17 protein-coding genes and 1 pseudogene are annotated in these 19,609 nt (G+C 45.8%); all 18 read left to right on the top strand.

What is annotated here, in order from left to right; all coding sequences use genetic code 11:
• Positions 1-24: 24 nt before the first annotated feature.
• Positions 25-720 (top strand): annotated as a pseudogene (locus RIN81_RS14000) (DUF421 domain-containing protein); the annotation flags it as partial.
• A gap of 144 nt (positions 721-864) precedes the next feature.
• On the top strand, positions 865-1,224 hold the full coding sequence (gene cccB / locus RIN81_RS13995) for a cytochrome c551 (RefSeq protein ID WP_309091170.1): 360 nt from the start codon (positions 865-867) through the stop codon (positions 1,222-1,224).
• Positions 1,225-1,315: 91 nt separating this feature from the next.
• A complete protein-coding gene (locus tag RIN81_RS13990; protein WP_309091168.1) occupies positions 1,316-2,788 on the top strand; it encodes a spore germination protein in 1,473 nt (490 codons plus the stop codon).
• Positions 2,785-3,873, top strand: a complete 1,089-nt coding sequence (locus tag RIN81_RS13985; RefSeq protein WP_309091166.1) for a GerAB/ArcD/ProY family transporter — start codon at positions 2,785-2,787, stop codon at positions 3,871-3,873. The genes RIN81_RS13990 and RIN81_RS13985 overlap by 4 nt, the downstream gene beginning before the upstream one ends.
• Positions 3,870-4,994 (top strand): Ger(x)C family spore germination protein, encoded by a 1,125-nt coding sequence (locus RIN81_RS13980; RefSeq protein ID WP_309091164.1) that lies wholly within the window; start codon positions 3,870-3,872, stop codon positions 4,992-4,994. Before RIN81_RS13985 ends, RIN81_RS13980 begins: the two co-directional genes overlap by 4 nt.
• 212 nt (positions 4,995-5,206) lie before the next feature.
• Positions 5,207-5,893 carry a cell division ATP-binding protein FtsE gene (gene ftsE / locus RIN81_RS13975; RefSeq protein WP_309091162.1) on the top strand — a complete coding sequence of 229 codons (687 nt, stop codon included), beginning with the start codon at positions 5,207-5,209 and terminating at the stop codon, positions 5,891-5,893.
• Positions 5,883-6,767: a permease-like cell division protein FtsX gene (gene ftsX / locus RIN81_RS13970; RefSeq protein ID WP_309091160.1), complete on the top strand. Its 885-nt coding sequence runs from the start codon at positions 5,883-5,885 to the stop codon at positions 6,765-6,767. Before ftsE ends, ftsX begins: the two co-directional genes overlap by 11 nt.
• 33 nt (positions 6,768-6,800) lie before the next feature.
• Positions 6,801-8,168 (top strand): murein hydrolase activator EnvC family protein, encoded by a 1,368-nt coding sequence (locus RIN81_RS13965; protein WP_309091158.1) that lies wholly within the window; start codon positions 6,801-6,803, stop codon positions 8,166-8,168.
• 133 nt (positions 8,169-8,301) lie between these two features.
• Positions 8,302-8,409 carry a YjcZ family sporulation protein gene (locus RIN81_RS13960; protein ID WP_242231870.1) on the top strand — a complete coding sequence of 36 codons (108 nt, stop codon included), beginning with the start codon at positions 8,302-8,304 and terminating at the stop codon, positions 8,407-8,409.
• Positions 8,410-8,538: 129 nt separating this feature from the next.
• On the top strand, positions 8,539-9,078 hold the full coding sequence (locus RIN81_RS13955; protein WP_309091155.1) for a redoxin domain-containing protein: 540 nt from the start codon (positions 8,539-8,541) through the stop codon (positions 9,076-9,078).
• A gap of 75 nt (positions 9,079-9,153) precedes the next feature.
• A complete protein-coding gene (locus tag RIN81_RS13950; protein WP_309091153.1) occupies positions 9,154-10,284 on the top strand; it encodes a trans-sulfuration enzyme family protein in 1,131 nt (376 codons plus the stop codon).
• A gap of 91 nt (positions 10,285-10,375) precedes the next feature.
• Positions 10,376-11,569: a PDZ domain-containing protein gene (locus RIN81_RS13945; protein ID WP_309091150.1), complete on the top strand. Its 1,194-nt coding sequence runs from the start codon at positions 10,376-10,378 to the stop codon at positions 11,567-11,569.
• A 533-nt stretch (positions 11,570-12,102) separates the two neighbouring features.
• Complete coding sequence (gene yhfH, locus RIN81_RS13940; RefSeq protein ID WP_242231866.1) at positions 12,103-12,231, top strand: protein YhfH; 129 nt, start codon at positions 12,103-12,105, stop codon at positions 12,229-12,231.
• Positions 12,232-12,388: 157 nt separating this feature from the next.
• Positions 12,389-13,024: a YfbR-like 5'-deoxynucleotidase gene (locus RIN81_RS13935; protein ID WP_309091148.1), complete on the top strand. Its 636-nt coding sequence runs from the start codon at positions 12,389-12,391 to the stop codon at positions 13,022-13,024.
• Between the two features lie 66 nt (positions 13,025-13,090).
• The gene (locus RIN81_RS13930; RefSeq protein WP_242231864.1) at positions 13,091-13,327 is read left to right on the top strand and encodes a CsbA family protein; all 237 of its coding nucleotides are present in this window, start codon (positions 13,091-13,093) and stop codon (positions 13,325-13,327) included.
• Between the two features lie 148 nt (positions 13,328-13,475).
• Entirely contained in the window at positions 13,476-15,452 is a 1,977-nt protein-coding gene (gene uvrB / locus RIN81_RS13925) for an excinuclease ABC subunit UvrB (protein WP_309091145.1), read from the top strand.
• 10 nt (positions 15,453-15,462) lie between these two features.
• A complete protein-coding gene (uvrA, locus tag RIN81_RS13920) occupies positions 15,463-18,315 on the top strand; it encodes an excinuclease ABC subunit UvrA (RefSeq protein WP_309091143.1) in 2,853 nt (950 codons plus the stop codon).
• A 65-nt stretch (positions 18,316-18,380) separates the two neighbouring features.
• Positions 18,381-19,583 (top strand): DUF4097 family beta strand repeat-containing protein, encoded by a 1,203-nt coding sequence (locus RIN81_RS13915; RefSeq protein WP_309091141.1) that lies wholly within the window; start codon positions 18,381-18,383, stop codon positions 19,581-19,583.
• Positions 19,584-19,609 lie beyond the last annotated feature (26 nt).

Here is a 19,609-nt window from a genome sequence, read left to right as displayed (position 1 = left end):
AATGGCGAAAAAGGAGGTACAGCCATGCCGGATTGGTTAGATGTTACCTTTCGCGCCGTACTGTTTACAGCAGTGTTGTTTCTCATTACGAAAGTCTTGGGGAAAAAGCAGCTGGCCCAGCTGTCTTTCTTTGAATATGTAGCAGGCATCACCATCGGAAGTATTGGCGGAGAAGTGATTATGGGACTGGAACGGGATGTGGTCCACGGGGTAGTTGGTCTTGCTGTGTTTACGGTAATTCCCTTTTTAACGGGCTATATTTCATTGAAAAGCCGGAAGTTCCGCAGGTTTGTGGAGGGAAAAGGTGTCATTTTTATTAAAGAAGGAAAAATACTGGAAGAAAATTTAAAAAAAGAACGGTACACCATTGATGAACTTTCCGAACTTCTGCGGCAAAAAAATGTGTTTCAAGCCGCAGATGTAGAATTCGCGGTATTGGAAGCATCAGGAGATTTAAGTGTCTTGCTAAAAAAAGAAAACCAGCCGTTAACACCTGCGATGCTGGGACTCTCGGTCCGCCCGGAAAAAGAACCGCAGACCGTCATTATGGATGGCCGTATTCTTGACGAGTCGCTTGCCGCTCTCCGGTTAAATAGAGGCTGGCTTCATGAAGAACTCCAAAAGCAGGGAGTAACCGTTGATAACGTTTTTCTTGGACAAGTGGATTCAACTGGTCAGCTGACCGTTGATTTGTTTGACGACCGTCTTCAAGTTCCTCCAATGACGTAGCTGTAAGAAAACCCCCGGTGTATCTACACGCCTGCCTTGATGAAAAGCCGGGAATAAAACTTGCTTTTTCGTCATAGGCTGCCGAGTTTGGTATACTTACGGTGAGTTTTTATCGAGAGAAGGGGGAACAAGGAAATGAAGTGGAAAAAGTCACTGCTGGCATTGATGCTTGGTTCATCTCTGGCACTGGCTGCATGCGGCGGCGGAGAAGATGCAGCGGTCGAAGAAACAGAAGAACAAACACCGTCTACAGATGAAGGAACAGGAGAAACAACGGCTTCGGCCGGTGAAGAAGTGTATACGCAAAGCTGCTTAAGCTGCCACGGCGAAAATCTTGAAGGGGCATTTGGGCCGGAGCTGAGCAATATTGGGTCGAAGATGAGCAAAGAAGAAATTTTAAATGTGATTGAAAACGGGCAGGGGCAGATGCCGAAAAATGTAGTAGAAGGTGAAGAAGCGGAAGCAGTGGCTGCCTGGCTGGCTGAAAAAAAATAACACTGAAATGCGGAACCGGCACCTGCTGGTTCTTTTTTATGCATAAAATGCCGGGTTTTCCTCATCCTACTTAGAAAAGGGGCGAGGTATTATGCCATTTTGGCGGCAGGATAAAGGCGGTGTATTTAAGAAATCAGCATCCGAAAATGCGGCCGCAATCACAGCACTGATTCATTCAAGCGATATAAAACAACGAACATTTTCCTACGGGAAAGCACAGGGAATCCTTTTATATATGGAAACGATGGTCGAAGCGGTCAAAGTTGAAAATCATGTCCTTCAGCCGTTAAAGGAAAATGGTTCAAAAAAGCCGGAAGCGGCCTTAACGGTGATCGAGTATGAAGAAGCGGCAGATCATAATGATGCATTAAAAGGGTTATTAAGAGGGAAGACCCTGCTATTTATAGAAGGAAATTCAGCCTGCCTGCTTTGTAGAACAGAAAGAGATACGGGGCGTGCTATTAGAGAGCCTATGAATGAAAAAGTGGTGCGCGGTCCTCATGACGGCTTTGTTGAAGATATGTCAGTTAATATCTTCTTGGTCCGCAAACGGATTGAAAGTAAAGGGCTGGTGGTTGAATATTTAGAAAAAGTAAACAGAACCACTAATTCACTGGCGATTATGTATGAAAAAGATATTGCGAATCCAGAGCTCGTCCAACGATTGAAAAAAAGGCTGGAGTCCATTGATGCGGAGATCATTTACAATGCAGGGCAGATTGAAGAATTAATCGAAGATTCCACCCTGTCCCCTTTCCCTCAGATGTTGAACACGGAAAGACCGGACCGGGTCGCGGCTAATTTGCTGGAAGGGCGTATTGCCGTTTTCATAAACGGCGGTCCAACCTGCTTGATCGCGCCGGTTTCCTTTTTTTCCTTTTACCAGTCTCCGGATGATTATACGTCACGGTCGCTTGCCGGGTCTTTTTATCGAATGATCCGCTTGTTTTCCTTTTTCTTTGCGATTCTTCTGCCCGCTTTTTATATTTCAGTCGTCAGTTTTCACTCGGAAATCGTGCCGAGGGATTTAATTTTGCAGTTAAAGGGTTCCGTGGAGCAAGTTCCGTATCCAGCCCTAATTGAAGCTCTATTTATGGAGCTGACGATTGAACTGATCCGGGAAGCGGGGATCCGGCTGCCAACGCCAATTGGCCAGACGATTGGCATTGTCGGCGGTCTGGTGATCGGGGATGCGGTCGTAAGTGCAGGGCTCGTTTCGAACTTTACGATCATTGTTGTCGCCTTAACCGCCATTTCTTCTTATGTGGTTCCTTCAATCGAAATGAATACAGCCATTCGCCTTCTTCGATTTCCTTTTATGGTGTCGGCATCCCTGTTTGGATTCTTCGGTATTGTGTTTGCGCTCATGATCCTCTTGATTCATTTGTGCAAGCTCACGTCTCTTGGAATGCCATATTTCTCACCACTTGCGCCACTTCGAGTAAAGGATTTAAAGGACGTTTTTATAAGGAAAACGTGGTGGAAACTAACGAAGCGGCCATATGACAGCAAACCGCAGACACTGAAAAGAGAGAACAAAGGAAGACAGTGGGTGGAAAAATGAAAAGAGAAGCAAGTATTTCGGGTTGGCAGCTCTTTTTTTTCCTGCTGCAAACTCAGGTAGGGGTAGGAATCTTAACTCTTCCATATGAGGTTCACCAAGTTGCTGGAAAAGATGGCTGGATGTCCGTTTTACTGGCTGGTTTTTTCATACAAATAGGGATCTTTGTTATATGGCTATTGGCTCGTCGTTTTCCTGAAAAGACATTGGCTGATTTTTTACCGCTCCTTGTTGGACGCGTTTTAAGTATCGTTATTATAGCCTTTTATACACTCTTTTTTTTCGTGGTTGCCAGCCAGGTTTTAGCGATTTTTCTTTCTATTACAGCAGACTGGGCATTTCCACGTACACCGTTTGTTGTTTTTGCAGTCATTATTACGGCTCTTACCATTTATTTGATTCAGGAAGATGTGCGCGTCATCGCGCGGTTTCACGTATTGATGTCCTTTTTGCTTCTCGGTGTGCTCCTGGTCTTTCTTTTAATGTGGAACTACTTAAACGTGTACTATTTGCTTCCGGTCGGTTCTTCGGGCTTCAAAGCCGTTTTATCAGGTTCCCAAAAAGCTCTTTTTGCGTTGAACGGTATCGAAATTCTGCTCTGGCTTTTTCCGTTTACACAGGCGGAAAACAAAAAAAAATGGATGGCTGCTGCAGGAGCGAGCTTGGTTGTTACGATCATTTATACATTGCTGGCGCTTTGCGCATTTGCTTATTTCAGTACCGTTAAGTTAACACATGTACCAGAGCCGGTTCTTTATATGATTAAATCGATTGAACTCGGCATTGTAGAACGGCTCGATCTTATTTTTCTTTCTCTTTGGGCTGTGTTTTCGATTACTTCTTTTATGAGCTACTTGTATATAGCAGCAATGGGTGCCGCCAAAGTTGTGAATGCGAAGCACCATAAGAAGTCTGTTTACGTTTTGGGCGTATTAATCGTACCGCTGGCTATTTATACGAGTAATGCAGAGGCCATCAAAATTCTCGGCAGAATCACCGGAACAGCCGCTATTGCTTTTCTATTTGTTATTCCGTTCTTTTTACTCCTTGTGGCCATTATCAGAAGAAAACGGGAGGTTACAGGATGAGAAATTGGTGGACTATCATTCCTCTTTCTCTGCTTTTAGCAGGCTGCTGGGACCAAAAGTCAGTTAAAGATCTGAATTTAATATTTGGCGTAGGCATCGACAGGGAAGAAGAAAACAATCTGACGCTGACGATTGAAATTCCTCAGGAAAACCAAGGAACCACCAGTGGAGGGGGCGGAACCGAAGGGCCGACCCAGCAGGCTGCCCAAAGCTTAGTCATGTCGGAAAAAGGGCAGACCATTCGGGATGTGGCGTTTCAGATGGACCGCCGTATTGATGGTGCATTGGATATTTCAAAATTAAGTGTATTAATGGTTGGAAAAGAAAGTGCGCAAAACGATCTGTATGCTCTGCTGGACGCCTACTTCCGTAACCCTATCAGCCCCTTAAACGCCAAGCTTCTAGTGGTAGACGGACGGGCGGATGAATTTTTTCATAAGGATTTCAAGGGACAGACACTTTACAGCGATTATTTTTTTAAGTTAATTGAAACAGCTGAACAGGAATCAGCTATACCGGTTACGAATATACAGCTGGCCTGTAACCTTCTTTTAGATAGGGGAAGCGATGCTTTGATTCCTCTTATTTCCTATAATGAAGAGCAGAAAGCAGCAGAGATAAACGGAAGTGCACTATTCAACGGGCGCTCGATGAGCGGGGAGTTGACAGGGCAAGAAACATCATCGTTTTTAATCATGGTAAACCAGGCGCAGCAGGAGCTGCCGCTTACATTCCGTGTAGAGGGAGAAGAGGATATCTCAGTCACGCTTATAGATTCAAAAGCAAAGCTGAAAGTGAATGTGCCGAAAAATGGAAACCCAACGGCAGCGGTGTCTGTAGATATGGAGGTGCAGGTAATCGAGTATCCTCCGGATCAATTAGAAAAAGAAAAGGTGGTGAAAAGCTTAAATCAGCAGCTGACAGAAGAAGCGCAAAAACTGCTTCAGCAAACCGTTCAAAAAATGCAGGAGGCCAATTCGGACGCATTAGGTATTGGACGAAGAATGATAGCGAAAGATCCAGACGCCTTTAAAAAGCTCGACTGGGGAGAAGTATATCCCGATATGGATATAAAAGTTGAGACAAAAGTAAAAATTGAAAGAACCGGGGCCATCTTTTAATACAAACAATTCCATTCGATTATCTCCCAAACGTCAAAAGCGCTTATTCGATAAGCGCTTTTTTTGCTGCTTTTTTGTCGAATAATGTTACAAAAGGAAACGAATCTGTAACATATTCTTTTCATTATGACAAAACAAACAGTGCTATAATGTTTTGTGGACAGGCGGAACGGGTATAAAAACCGCCCGAATTAACGAAACCAGGTGATGAAATGATTGACATGAAAGGCGTGACGAAAAAATACCCCAATGGGGTCACAGCGCTGTTAAGCGTTGACGTCACAATTAAGCAAGGTGAATTTGTTTACATCGTCGGTCCGAGCGGTGCCGGAAAATCGACGTTTATTAAATTAATCTATCGTGAAGAAAAGCCGACCGGCGGAACTGTAACGGTCGGCGGGGTGAACACCGCCACCCTAAAGAGGCGGTCGGTGCCTGCGCTGCGCCGCAAAGTCGGCGTTGTCTTTCAGGATTTTAAGCTTTTGCCGCTTCTCACTGTATATGAAAATGTGGCCTTTGCACTTGAAGTGATTGAAGAAGAGCCGGCTGTCATCCGAAAGAGAGTAATGGAGGTGCTCGATTTAGTCGGGCTGAAGCATAAAGCGCGCATGCTGCCGACCGAATTGTCCGGCGGGGAACAGCAGCGGGTGGCCGTTGCCCGTTCGATCGTCAACAATCCAAAGGTGGTTATCGCGGATGAGCCAACCGGGAATCTTGATCCGGACACATCCTGGGACATTATGCGCCTTTTTGAAAGAATTAACGAGCGCGGCACGACAATCGTGATGGCAACGCACAATAAAGAGATCGTCAATACGCTTCGGCGCCGGGTTATTGCGATTGAAAACGGACGGATTGTCCGTGATGAACAGCGGGGTGATTATGGTTATGAAGCCTAGAACCTTGCGCCGCCATTTCAGGGAAAGCTTTAAGAATCTCCGGAGGAATGGCTGGATGACGTTTGCCGCTGTTTCAGCGGTTACAGTGACGCTTTTGTTAACCGGCATTTTTCTAGTGATTATGCTGAATTTAAACAAAGCGGGAGCGGATATTGAAAATGATGTAGAAGTTCGTGTTCATATAAAGCTCGATACGACAGAAGCTGAAAAAGAGCAATTAAAGAAACAGATTAGCAGTCTGCCAGAAGTTGAAAACATTGCGTATTCGTCCAAGGAGCAGGAACTGCAAAACTTGATTAAAGATATGGGCAATGATTACGCGCTCTTTGAACAAAGCAATCCGCTGTATGATGTTTATATTGTAAAAACAGCGCGTCCACAGGATACACCGGACGTGGCACGAAAAATTGAGCAATTTGCCCAAACAGAAAAAGCGGTATATGGAGAAGAAGAAGTGAAAAACTTGTTCAGCTTTATGAAAACAGCGCGTAATGTCGGTGCTGTCCTCGTAGCAGGCCTTCTGTTTACTGCGATGTTTCTAATCTCCAATACAATTAAAATCACTATTTTTGCCCGTCGAAAAGAAATTGAGATTATGAAGCTTGTTGGAGCGACAAACTGGTTTATCCGCTGGCCGTTTCTGTTAGAAGGACTGTGGATCGGACTGCTTGGCTCCATTCTTCCGATCGCAGCGATTGCAGTTGGATACTATTATGTGGAGCAGGCCCTTTCTGCGAAACTTGCAACGCAGCTGATAGATTTTATCGACTATCTTCCACTTGTGCTGCCGGTTACAGCACTCATGCTGGTGATGGCTGTGTTTATCGGAATATGGGGCAGCTTCCTTTCTGTCAGACGGTTTTTGAAAATATAAAACAAGTATACAGGGATGAGAGGGGTCAATTCGTTGAAAAGAAAATCGTACGTGGCGCTTGCGGTGGCAGCGTCCATTGGATTCAGTTTTACGGGAGGCGCTTCAGCAGAAAGCTTATCTGATTTGCAAAAGCGCCAGCAGCAAATTCAATCACAAAAATCCGGTCTTGAACAAAATATCAATAAAAAAGAGGAAGCTATTTCTAATCTTCAGCAGCAGCAGGACAGTATAAACGCAGAAATCCGTAAGCTGGATGGGGCGATTACAGATTCCGAGTCAAAGATCCGGGCAAAAGAGCAGGAAATTGCCGATACAAAAGCAGAAATTGAACGCTTGAGAGCGGAAATCGAAGAGTTAAAGATTCGTATTGCCGAGCGTACAAAAGTATTAGAAGACCGTGCCCGCTCGATTCAGCAAAGCGGCGGATCAGCCAGCTACATGGAAGTACTGCTTGGAGCAGAAAGCTTCAGTGATTTTGTCAGCCGTGCAACAGCTGTTACGGCACTTGTCAATGCAGATAAAGAGATTTTGCAGGAGCAGGAACGGGACAAAAAACAACTTGAAGCTAATGAACAAAAAGTAAAAGAAGAGCTTGCAAGCTTGGAAAACATGCTGGCAGACTTGCAAACGATGAAAGCCAAGCTGGAAAAACAGCGTGAAGCGAAAAATGAAGTGATGAAAGGCCTTGTTGCGGATGAGCATGAAGCGCATGAGCAAAAGCTCAGCCTTGAAGAAGAACAAAGCCTGCTAAGCGCGCAGGAAGCTTCGATTCAAGCAGCCATCAAAGCAGAGCAAGACCGTATTGCCGAGCAGAAACGTTTAGCGGAAGAAGCGGCGAAAAAGAAAGCGGAGCAGGAAGCCGCCGCTGCAGCGGCAGCAAAAGCAGCTGCTTCAAAAGCCGCCGCTTCTGCTTCTTCGTCAGCACCGGCTGCTCAAGAACAGCCATCTGCTCCAGCAGCAGAGCCAAAGCAGGAGGTTCGTTCCGCAGCCACTCCGGCTGATGCAGGCGGCATGTTTATGCGTCCGGCCGAGGGAACCTTTACGTCAGGATACGGCATCCGTTCACTTGGCGATCATAAAGGCATAGATATTGCGAACAGCGAAAGTGTTCCGATCGTAGCTGCTGCAGATGGTGTAGTGAGCCGTTCTTATTATTCAGATTCATATGGAAATGCGATTTTTATCTCGCATTCTATTAATGGACAAATTTATACAACCGTTTATGCGCATTTGTCTGAGCGTGTTGTACAAGGCGGCAGCGTATCCAAAGGCCAGGTGATCGGCTACATGGGTAACACAGGCCGTTCTTACGGACAGCATCTTCATTTTGAAATTCATAAAGGCCCTTGGACATTAGGTAAAGAAAACGCTGTTGACCCAGCTCAATATATTAACCTGTAAGAAAAAGTGCTTGTCTTTCCTGCCCAAAAGCAGGAAGGGGTGAGCACTTTTTTCTTTATCTAGGCGGCTTGCCCTTCCGGCTTCTTCCTTTGTGCATACGCTGTAAGTGTAACGGACAGGGAGGTGGAGAAACATGGGCGAATACAAAGAAAACGGGTACGGCAGCGGATTCGCGCTTGTAGTCGTATTGTTTATTCTACTTATCATCGTGGGCGCAGCATATGTTGGCTGGGGATTTTAATGCAGGAAAGCCGCTTTATGGCGGCTTTTTTTTGTTTTTCTACTGTTTTTGCAGATAAGTGGAGGAAAGCGGTCATATGATATGATGGAAGGAGTGAGGAATGATCATAACCTGCTGGAGGAGACACATATGCGCAAGAAATGGCTAGGCATCGCACTGCTGATTCTTTTAATAGGACTGGCCGGCTTTCAGTTGTATGAAGATCGTAAAGACGTAACGGATATCGGTGAAAAAGGGATGGCCGTGACAAACGACAAAAACGGTATTGCGATCGGAGAGAAAGCACCAGATTTCCATTTGGAAACAATAGATGGGAAAAAGGTGAAGCTGTCGGATTACAAAGGGAAGAAAGTATTTTTGAATTTCTGGGCAACATGGTGCCCGCCGTGCAAAGACGAAATGCCTCACATGCAGGCCTTTTACGAGGAAAAGCCGGACAATGTTGAAATACTGGCGGTTAATATAGAAGAAAGTTCGTCTAAAGCGAGGGAATTTGCCCATCAATACGATATCACGTTTCCTGTGCTGCTCGACGAAAGCGGTGCAGTGACAGAGGAGTATGATGTGTATACAATCCCTACTACATACGTGCTTGATGAAGAAGGCACGGTATCCCAAAAAATCGTTGGTCCGATGGACGAGCCGATGATGAAAGAGCTAATCCGCTAATCCGCTCCCTGCCGGGCGGATTGTTTTTGTGCAATTTTCGGAATATAATGGACAGATAAAAAGGAGTGGACAACAATGGATTCTTTTAACACAAAAGCATTACATGGCGAAAAGCTGCCGAAAAATATTCAAAGCAAGGTTACGCCGATTTATCAGACATCTGTGTTTGCATTCAACAGCTTGGAAGAAATGGAAGGCTATTATAATGGGGAATCCCCTTATCTGTATACACGTGTCGGCAATCCTAATGCAGATGAGCTGGCCAATATTACAGCACGTCTTGAAGGAGCACCAGAGGGAGTAGCAGCGTCATCTGGTCTTGGTGCGATTACAGCTGCAGTTCTGGCTGTGGCCAAAAGCGGCGATCACATTGTAGCCGCGCAGGATGTATATGGCGGCACGTTTTATGCTATGAAAGAAGAGCTGTCGCGTATGGGCATTGAAACTTCGTTTGTAGATTTTGAAGACTTGTCAGCTGTGGAAGCGGCCGTCCGCCCGGAAACGGTTATGCTGTATACAGAATCAATTACAAACCCGTTTTTGCGTGTTGAGAATATAGCAGAAGTATCGGCTCTTGCCAAGAAAAAAGAACTTGTTTTAATGGTAGATAATACGTTTGCCACTCCGTTTTTAATCAAGCCTTACGAGTTAGGTGCGGATCTCGTTGTTCACTCAGCGACAAAATATATCGGCGGACATAGTGACGTGTCAGCAGGTGTTGTAGTTGGAAAGGAAGAATACATACAAGCAGCGAGAAGCCGTGTTGTGAACATTGGCATGAACTTAAGCCCGTTTGAATCATGGCTCGCATGCCGAGGAGCCAAAACGCTTGGCCTGCGGATGGAGCGCCAGGCTGCCAATGCAGAGAAAGTGGCAGACTGGCTCCGTACTCATTCAAAAGTAGAAGAAGTTTTTTATCCAAAAGGCGTATCTGAGCGGGGAAATGGAGCGGTCGTTACGATTGACCTGACGAAAGATACAGACGAATTTGCTTTTTTCCGCTCACTTGGCTGGATCGGGATTGTTCCGTCGCTTGCCGGTGTAGAAACATCTGTTTCATGGCCGTTTGGCACTTCCCACCGTTCACTTAATGCAGAAGAAAAAGCAGCCGTCGGTGTTTCTGAGAAAACCGTTCGTATTTCAATTGGTATTGAAGAAGCGGAAGACATTATCGGTCAGTTTGAAAAGGCGCTCAGCGAAGCTTGATGAAAAAGCGCCATAAGTCTGTTAACGATTGCAGAAGCTTTCTGATACAATAGAGAGAAAGACTTTTGTGCAACGCTCTGGAGGGACTTTTATGGCTTTGGACTGGCTCATGCAGCTCATTACGGCTGCAGGAAGATTATTGCTTCACCCTGTCTTTTATTTTTCATTTGTTCTGGCTTTTGTAGTCGGCATGTTTCGTGTCACGCGTGAACGCAAGGACTTCGGCACACGCGTATATGATATATATCAAGAAATCCGGTTTATTTTGCCATCGAGCCTGGCAGTAGGTCTCGTGCTATCTATTATTTCTCTTGGTCTTGGCCTGGCTTTACCGGCTGACCTGCTCAGCTTTATGGCAGCGCTGTTTATTATCTTCAGTATTGGCGGCTTTTTTCTGCTGTCGCCTGCCTGGACCTTAACAGCCGCTTATGCTGTATTTATTCTGGCCGATTACGCGGGATATTCATTTATTTCCTATGAACCTTTGAAAATAGAAAGCATTTTATCTATTCTAGCCCTTATCACGGCACTTCTGGTAATAGCCGAAGGGGTGCTTATTCATAAGCGCGGTTATCAGGGAACGTCGCCGCGCCTGGAGATGAGTAAGCGCGGACAGAAAACGGCGGTTCATCTGGCGCGGCGCCTTTGGCTTGTTCCAGTATTTCTCCCGGTTCCAGGATCCCGCCCGCTTGAATCATTTGCGGATTGGTGGCCGGTGATCCCGATTGGCGCCGGGCATTACTACCTGATCTTATTTCCGTTTCTAGTCGGCTTTTCGATGACTGTGCGCAGTACACTTCCAGCGCTGGCCGTACAGGCGACGGGTAAAAGTGTTATTTGGGCTGGTGCTCTGACATTGCTTATTGCGGCAGGCTCTTATTGGATATGGCAGCTGTCCGCGGCCGCTGTTTTATTCGCGGCTATTGCGCGCATAGCGATTACCCGCCGTCATTTCAGCTATGAAAAGCATCGTCCGTACTTTTTTACGACCCAGCCGAAAGGAATCATGGTGGTGGGCGTTCTCCCGGGAGCACCTGCTCGAAAGATGGGGCTGATGATTGGTGAAATTATCACAAAAGTAAACGGGATACCGGTAGGGACAGAAACAGAATTTTATAAAGCGCTGCAGAAAAATGCTGCGTATTGCAAGCTTGAAGTGATTGGCACAAACGGGCAGGTTCGATTTACGCAAGGCTCTATTTACGAAAATGAACACCATGAGCTTGGCCTGCTGTTTGCGCCTGAAGAAAAAGAATATCTAGATGACTCTGTGTTTTCTGATTAAACGCCCTTTTCAAAGGGCGTTTAATTATCTAGACAAAGTCTTTCGCTTTTAAAAAAGAGCCGATAAGTGAAGCCTGCCGGACTTCGCGCATCCTAAGGCAGTGCGGGAGACTCCTCGGCTGCGCCTGCGGGGTCTCCCGAATCCCTGTACTTCCCGCAGGAGTCTTCGTCCGGCAGGCTTCACTAAGTGGTGTTGCAGATCAATAAGCAAGAACTGAATAGATATTTTTTCTTTTGTAAACAGAAAGGTATGACCTTACTAGCTCTATACCATCTTGTCGCAAGCCACTTTGGCGGCGGGAGGGCAGCGCCTGCCCCATGGAAAGCGGAGCTGCCTGGACGCCGCCGATCTATCCATTCATGTGCACGGATCCGTATAATTTATCTACAGCTTGAAATGCCCTTTTTAAAGGGCGTTTTTTTTTATCGCAAAAAACGAATTTATTATATAACACGTGTTGACTTATTGTATCTGTTATAATACAATAAACCTACAGCAACACATCAACCAAAAATCAGAAGGGGGACATGAACATGATGCCGTTAGAATTTTACCGTAATATCCCGGGGAAAGAGTGCTGCCAGTGCGGGGCACAGATAACAGAGCAGCATGAGTCGTACCATACGGAATGTGAACGCTGTTTAAGTAAAGTAGAAGAGTAACTTTTTCAGAGAATGTAATCGGATTCAATACAAAAATCCACCTGTTGTTCCATAACAGAGTGGATTTTTCTTTTTTTTCTGTTTATTTGCCGTTACAATAGTCATCATACCTTACAGAAAATGAACAGGTTTCTTCATTAGAAAAGGAGTGGGTATCATGGGGGTACATACATACTTTAAAACACTGTCAGATCTTGAGCATTTATACCGCCTGCCGGGGAAGTTTAAATTTCAAAGCCATAATGTGGCGGCTCATTCATTCAAGGTCACAAAAATCGCTCAATTTTTAGGCACAGTCGAGGAAATGAAAGGCGCAACAGTGGACTGGCGGTCTTTATATGAAAAAGCACTCAACCATGATTATGCGGAGTTGTTTACCGGAGATATTAAAACGCCGGTGAAGTATGCGACAACAGAATTAAAAGAGCTGTTTTCGCAGGTAGAAGAAAAAATGGCACGCCGCTTTATTGAAGCGGAATTTCCGCCGGAGTTCCACGAAGCCTATTTTAGGCGTTTAAAAGAAGGGAAAGACAGCACGCTTGAAGGACGTATTTTGTCAGTAGCCGATAAAGTGGATTTGCTGTATGAAGCATATGGAGAAATTTTAAAACGAAATCCAGACCCGCTTTTCTTTGAAATTTACGAAGAAGCGCTCAACACGATTTTGAAATTTCAAGATCTTCATTGTGTGCAGTATTTTATTGACCATATTATGCCGGATATGCTGGCTGAGAAATTTATGCCGCACAGTGAGCTTCGAGATTTAACAGAGCGCATTATTAACCGGTCATAATAAAATCCAATCTTTCCGAAAAAAGAAAAATCCAGTATGATAAAAGAAAAAACTTAGGAGGGCATGATGGTGGATCAGCTGATTCTGGCAATGTTTATGCCGGCTTTGCTTGTTTTACTGTTTTCACGTGTAACATACAACCAGTTTCTTGGCGTTATTTTGACAGTCGCACTGATTGCCGCATCTGCCTATAAAGGATATACCCATACGTGGGAATTGATCGTAATGGACGCTTTTTCTATTACAGCCGGCCTTTGGCTGTCCAACCGAATGATGAAACGGCTGAAGGTAAAGCTGAACTGACACCGAAATGGATTCGGTGTTTTTTTATCGCCGCAAAAACACGCATTCCGAACAAGTGTGTGCTTTTTGTTGGCTTTTTTTGTTTCGATCATGATAAAATGGGAAGTATAAAAGAAAGAAGAACGGATATAGACAGGGGGACAATGCGTTGGCGCATGAATTTAACTTAGTTTCTAAATATAAACCGGAGGGCGACCAGCCGGCAGCCATTGCAGAACTTGTCGAAGGCATTCGCAGCGGCAAAAAACATCAAACGCTGCTTGGCGCGACAGGTACAGGGAAAACATTTACCGTCTCAAATGTGATTCAGGAAGTGAAAAAGCCCACGCTTGTCATCGCCCATAACAAAACACTTGCTGGCCAGCTTTACAGTGAGTTTAAAGAATTTTTCCCAAATAACGCAGTGGAATACTTCGTCAGTTACTATGACTATTATCAGCCGGAGGCGTACGTCCCGCAAACGGATACATTTATTGAAAAAGATGCCAGTATTAACGATGAAATCGATAAGCTGCGCCACTCGGCAACGTCTGCCCTATTTGAACGCGATGATGTCATTATTATCGCGTCTGTGTCGTGCATTTACGGCCTTGGTTCACCGGAAGAATATAAAGAAATGGTGATCTCGCTCCGCACAGGCATGGAGGTGCCGCGAAATGATTTGCTTCGGCGCCTTGTTGACATTCAGTATGAACGAAATGACATTGATTTTAAGCGCGGAACCTTCCGGGTTCGCGGAGATGTAGTGGAAATTTTCCCGGCTTCAAGAGACGAGCGGTGTATTCGTGTTGAATTTTTTGGAGATGAAATTGACCGCATTCGCGAAGTGGATGCCTTGACCGGAGAAATTATGGGTGACCGCGAGCACGCCGCTATTTTTCCGGCCAGCCACTTCGTTACGAGGGAAGAAAAAATGAACATTGCCATCGGCAACATTGAGCAGGAGCTGGAAGAGCGCCTGGCAGAGCTTCGGGCAGAGGAAAAGCTTTTAGAAGCGCAGCGTTTAGAACAGCGGACCCGCTATGATCTGGAAATGATGCGGGAAATGGGCTTTTGCTCAGGAATTGAAAACTATTCGCGCCATTTAACACTTCGTCCGCCCGGTTCAACTCCTTATACATTATTGGATTATTTTCCGGATGACTTTTTAATGGTCATTGATGAGTCCCATGTTACGCTGCCGCAGGTGCGCGGCATGTATAATGGCGACCAGGCGCGCAAGCAGGTGCTGGTTGACCATGGTTTTCGCCTTCCATCCGCGAAGGATAACCGGCCTCTTACTTTTTCGGAATTTGAAGAGCACATTAACCAGATTGTGTACGTATCGGCAACACCAGGCCCATATGAGCTTGAACAAACGCCAGAAATGACACAGCAGATTATTCGCCCGACTGGCCTGCTTGACCCAACCATTGACGTCCGGTCGATCGAAGGGCAGATTGACGATTTGCTCGGTGAAATCAATGAACGGATCGAAAAAGACGAGCGCGTACTGATCACAACATTAACAAAGAAAATGTCAGAAGACTTAACGGATTACTTGAAAGAAATCGGCATTAAAGTGCAGTATTTGCATTCGGAAATTAAAACACTTGAGCGGATTGAAATTATCCGCGATCTCCGCCTCGGCAAGTATGATGTTCTCGTCGGAATCAACTTGCTCCGGGAAGGACTCGATATCCCGGAAGTATCGCTAGTGGCTATTCTCGATGCCGATAAAGAAGGGTTTCTTCGCTCCGAACGGTCGCTTATTCAAACCATTGGCCGGGCTGCACGTAATGCCGAAGGAAAAGTCATTATGTATGCTGATAAAATGACAGATTCCATGACAAAAGCGATCGAAGAAACAAAACGCCGCCGTGAAATTCAAGAAGCATACAATGAGAAGCACGGCATTACGCCAATGACCATTCAAAAAGATATCCGCGATGTGATACGTGCCACACAAGCAGCAGAGGAAACCGAAACATACGCTTCAAAGAATACCGGCCGAAAAATTTCAAAGCAGGAAAGACAAAAACTTATTACGAACTTAGAGGCGGAAATGAAAGAAGCAGCGAAAGCACTCGATTTCGAGCGTGCTGCCGAGCTTCGTGACGCATTGTTTGAATTAAAATCAGAATAGAGGTGCCCTCATGGCCATTGATCATATATCTGTAAAAGGGGCACGTGCCCATAATTTAAAAAATATTGATATAACCATTCCACGTGACCAGCTGGTCGTATTGACCGGCTTGTCCGGATCAGGAAAATCATCGCTTGCCTTTGATACCATTTATGCGGAAGGACAGCGGCGTTATGTAGAATCGCTGTCTGCCTACGCCCGCCAGTTTTTAGGGCAGATGGATAAACCGGATGTCGACTCTATCGAGGGATTATCACCGGCGATTTCCATCGATCAGAAAACCACGAGCCGCAATCCGCGTTCGACTGTAGGAACCGTAACAGAAATTTATGATTACCTGCGTCTTTTATATGCACGGGTTGGGCGGCCTATCTGTCCGATCCACGACATTGAAATTACTTCCCAGACGATCGGCCAGATGGTCGACCGGGTCATGGAGCTTGAGGAACGAACTAAAATTCAAGTGCTCGCCCCGGTTGTCTCCGGCCGTAAAGGCACGCATGCGAAAGTGTTTGAAGACATAAAGCGACAAGGGTATGTCCGCGTGCGTGTAAATGGAGATATGCGTGATTTAGAAGAAGAGATTGAACTGGAAAAAAACAAAAAGCATTCGATTGAAGTTATTATTGACCGGATCGTCGTAAAAGAAGGGGTAGAAGCGCGTCTGGCAGATTCGATCGAAACGGCTCTTCGCCTTGGTGAAGGAAATGTCATCGTCGATGTGATCGGTGAAGAAGAAATGCTGTTTAGTGAGCACCATGCCTGTCCGCATTGCGGATTTTCGGTTGGAGAACTGGAACCGCGCATGTTTTCATTTAACAGCCCATTCGGCGCCTGCCCATCCTGCGACGGGCTTGGCATGAAGAAAAAAGTAGATGCAGATTTAGTGGTTCCTGATAAAGACCTGTCTTTAAACGAGAATGCGATTGTTCCGTGGGAACCGATAAGCTCTCAATATTATCCGCAGCTTTTAAAAGCCGTTTGTACACATTACAAGATTGATATGGATACACCGTGGAAAGACCTCCCTGACGAGCATAAGGATAAACTTTTGAATGGTTCTGGAAAGGACCGCATCCGTTTTCGGTATGAGAATGATTTCGGGCAGATCCGGGACAACCATATCGTCTTTGAAGGTGTACTCAGCAATGTAGAGCGCCGCTATAAAGAAACAAGCTCGGATTATATCCGGGAACAAATGGAAAAGTATATGGGTGAATCGAAGTGCCCGACTTGTAAAGGACAGCGGCTGAAAAAAGAAAGCCTGGCCGTTAAAATTAACGACTTAACCATTTCTGATACGACTGCTTTTTCCATTCAAGAAGCAGCTGACTTTTTCAAAGATATTAAGCTGACTGAAAAGGAAATGCAAATTGCCCGCCTTGTACTGCGGGAAATTTGCGAACGGCTTGGATTTTTAATTGATGTCGGCCTTGATTATCTAACATTAAGCCGTGCAGCCGGCACACTTTCCGGTGGAGAAGCGCAGCGGATCCGGCTCGCCACGCAAATTGGCTCACGCCTGACCGGTGTACTGTACATTTTAGACGAACCTTCTATCGGCCTTCATCAGCGTGATAATGACCGCTTGATTCGCACCATGCAGAATATGCGTGATATTGGCAACACCCTTATTGTCGTTGAGCATGATGAAGACACCATGATTGCAGCCGACTATTTGATCGATATCGGGCCGGGCGCAGGTGTTCACGGCGGTTCGGTTATTGCGGCGGGCACACCGGAAGAAGTAATGAAAAATGAAAAATCACTCACCGGCCAGTACTTGTCGGGCGATAAATACATTCCTCTTCCGGAGGAGCGGCGCAAGCCGGATGGCCGCTGGGTTGAAGTCATTGGCGCGAAAGAAAACAATTTAAAAAACGTAAAAGCGAAATTCCCGCTCGGCGTATTTACAGCTGTAACAGGTGTATCGGGTTCAGGAAAAAGTACGCTCATCAATGAGATCCTTTATAAAGCACTGGCACAAAAGCTGAACCGGGCAAAAGCGCGTCCAGGCGCCCACAAAGAAGTGAAAGGAATCGATCAGCTCGATAAAGTCATTGATATTGACCAGTCGCCGATCGGCCGCACGCCGCGCTCCAACCCGGCCACTTATACGGGTGTTTTTGATGACATTCGGGATGTGTTCGCGCAGACAAACGAAGCGAAGGTACGCGGGTACAAAAAAGGACGTTTCAGCTTTAACGTAAAAGGCGGCCGCTGTGAAGCGTGCCGGGGAGACGGCATCATTAAAATTGAAATGCATTTTCTGCCGGACGTATACGTACCGTGTGAAGTATGTCATGGCAAACGGTATAACCGGGAAACGCTTGAAGTAAAATACAAAGGCCAAAGCATCTCAGATGTGCTTGAAATGACCGTTGAAGATGCGCTTGAGTTCTTTGAAAACATTCCTAAAATCAGCCGGAAGCTTCAAACCATTGCAGATGTCGGCCTCGGCTATATTACGCTTGGACAGCCGGCCACTACCTTGTCCGGCGGGGAAGCGCAGCGTGTTAAATTGGCATCTGAGCTGCACCGCCGCTCGACCGGCCGCTCGTTTTATATTTTGGATGAGCCGACAACGGGCCTGCATACCGATGATATTGCCCGGCTTCTTCAAGTACTGCAGCGCCTCGTTGATAATGGTGATACGGTGCTGGTTATTGAGCACAACCTTGATGTGATTAAGGCGGCCGATTATCTTGTTGACCTTGGCCCTGAAGGAGGCGATAAAGGCGGAACGATCATAGCATCCGGCACGCCTGAAGACATCGCTGCGACGAAAGAATCACATACTGGTCACTATTTGAAGAAAATTTTAGAGCGTGACCGTGAGCGTATGGCTGTCAAAGCAGAATAAAATGAAACCTTTTGATGGAGCGTTCGTATATACGAATAGAAACGAAAAACGGGAGGTTTACATTGATGAGCGAAGAAAAACTGCGCATATTAAAAATGGTTGAATCCGGAGTGATTTCAGCGGATGAAGCAGTCAAACTGATTGAAGCCTTAGAGAAGGGCAGCAACATCTCAAGCGAGAAAGAAACGCGTTTTTCTGCAGCAAAAGAGGAAGAGAGCTCGAAAGGCTTCAATCTGGGCGGCCTTTTTGAAGAACTGGAGAAGTTCGGTCAAAAAATGGCCGGCCAGCGCCCGACAACCGAAACCGTTACTCAATCAAAAGACAAGTTATTCGAGTTTATGCAGTCAGCTGTTAAACGATTGAAAGATGTAGAAATGCCGTTTGTCGGAAAAGGAACTGAATTTACACATGTTTTTCATGAGCAAAATGTAACGCCGCGCCGTTTAAAGCTTGAGACAGCGAATGGATCCGTTACAGTCCGTCCATGGGATGGTGAAGGTGTAAAAGCGGAATGCCATGTGAAAGTATTTGGCGTTTCTACAGAAGAAGAAGCAAAACAGTCCTTCTTGAAAAACAGCATTTTTTATGCCCGCGAAGATAAACTGTCTCTTTCAGTCGGCTTAAAGCTGATGAAAACAGATATTACGCTTTTTATTCCTTCAAAGGAACTGGATGATGTGTCGGTAAAACTGTTTAACGGTGCATTTGATATGAGGGATGTAGCAGCAGAGAAGCTTGAGGTCCGTTCCGGAAACGGGAAAATAGAATTGAAAAACAGCCGCATTGCGGTGATCGAAGCAGAAACAGGAAACGGCCCGATCCGCCTGATTGACTGTGAAGGAGAACGGGCAGAGCTTAATACGTTTAACGGTGCGATTCATATGGTTGGAACTTATCGGTTTGCTGATTTGCAGACGTTTAATGGCAACCTGCTATACGATGCGAAAAAAGATCAGGCCGAGGCAGTCCGCGCTGAATCCATGACGGGAAATATTGAACTTTATGTACCACAGGATCTTGCTGTAAAAGGAGAGATTCGCACAACCGCAGGCCGGCTGACGCTGCCGGAAACAGGAATGGGCCATGTTTCAGAAAAAGATGAGCGCATCCAAAAATCATTGAAGTTTGAAAGTGAAAACGTGATGGATGACCGCCAGCTCATGATTGATGCGGAAACGAAAACAGGCTCGATTACACTGCGGATGTCTTCATTGCGCCAGACACCGCCGCCAGGCTCGGACGAGGATTCGTTTGGGGAGGGCATTTAATTACTAAAGAAGCAAGGGAGTTTTCA

This window comes from Domibacillus sp. (assembly GCF_031181085.1).
Taxonomy (GTDB): Bacteria; Bacillota; Bacilli; order Bacillales; family Domibacillaceae; genus Domibacillus.
This window is presented reverse-complemented; position numbering and strand designations above follow the sequence as displayed.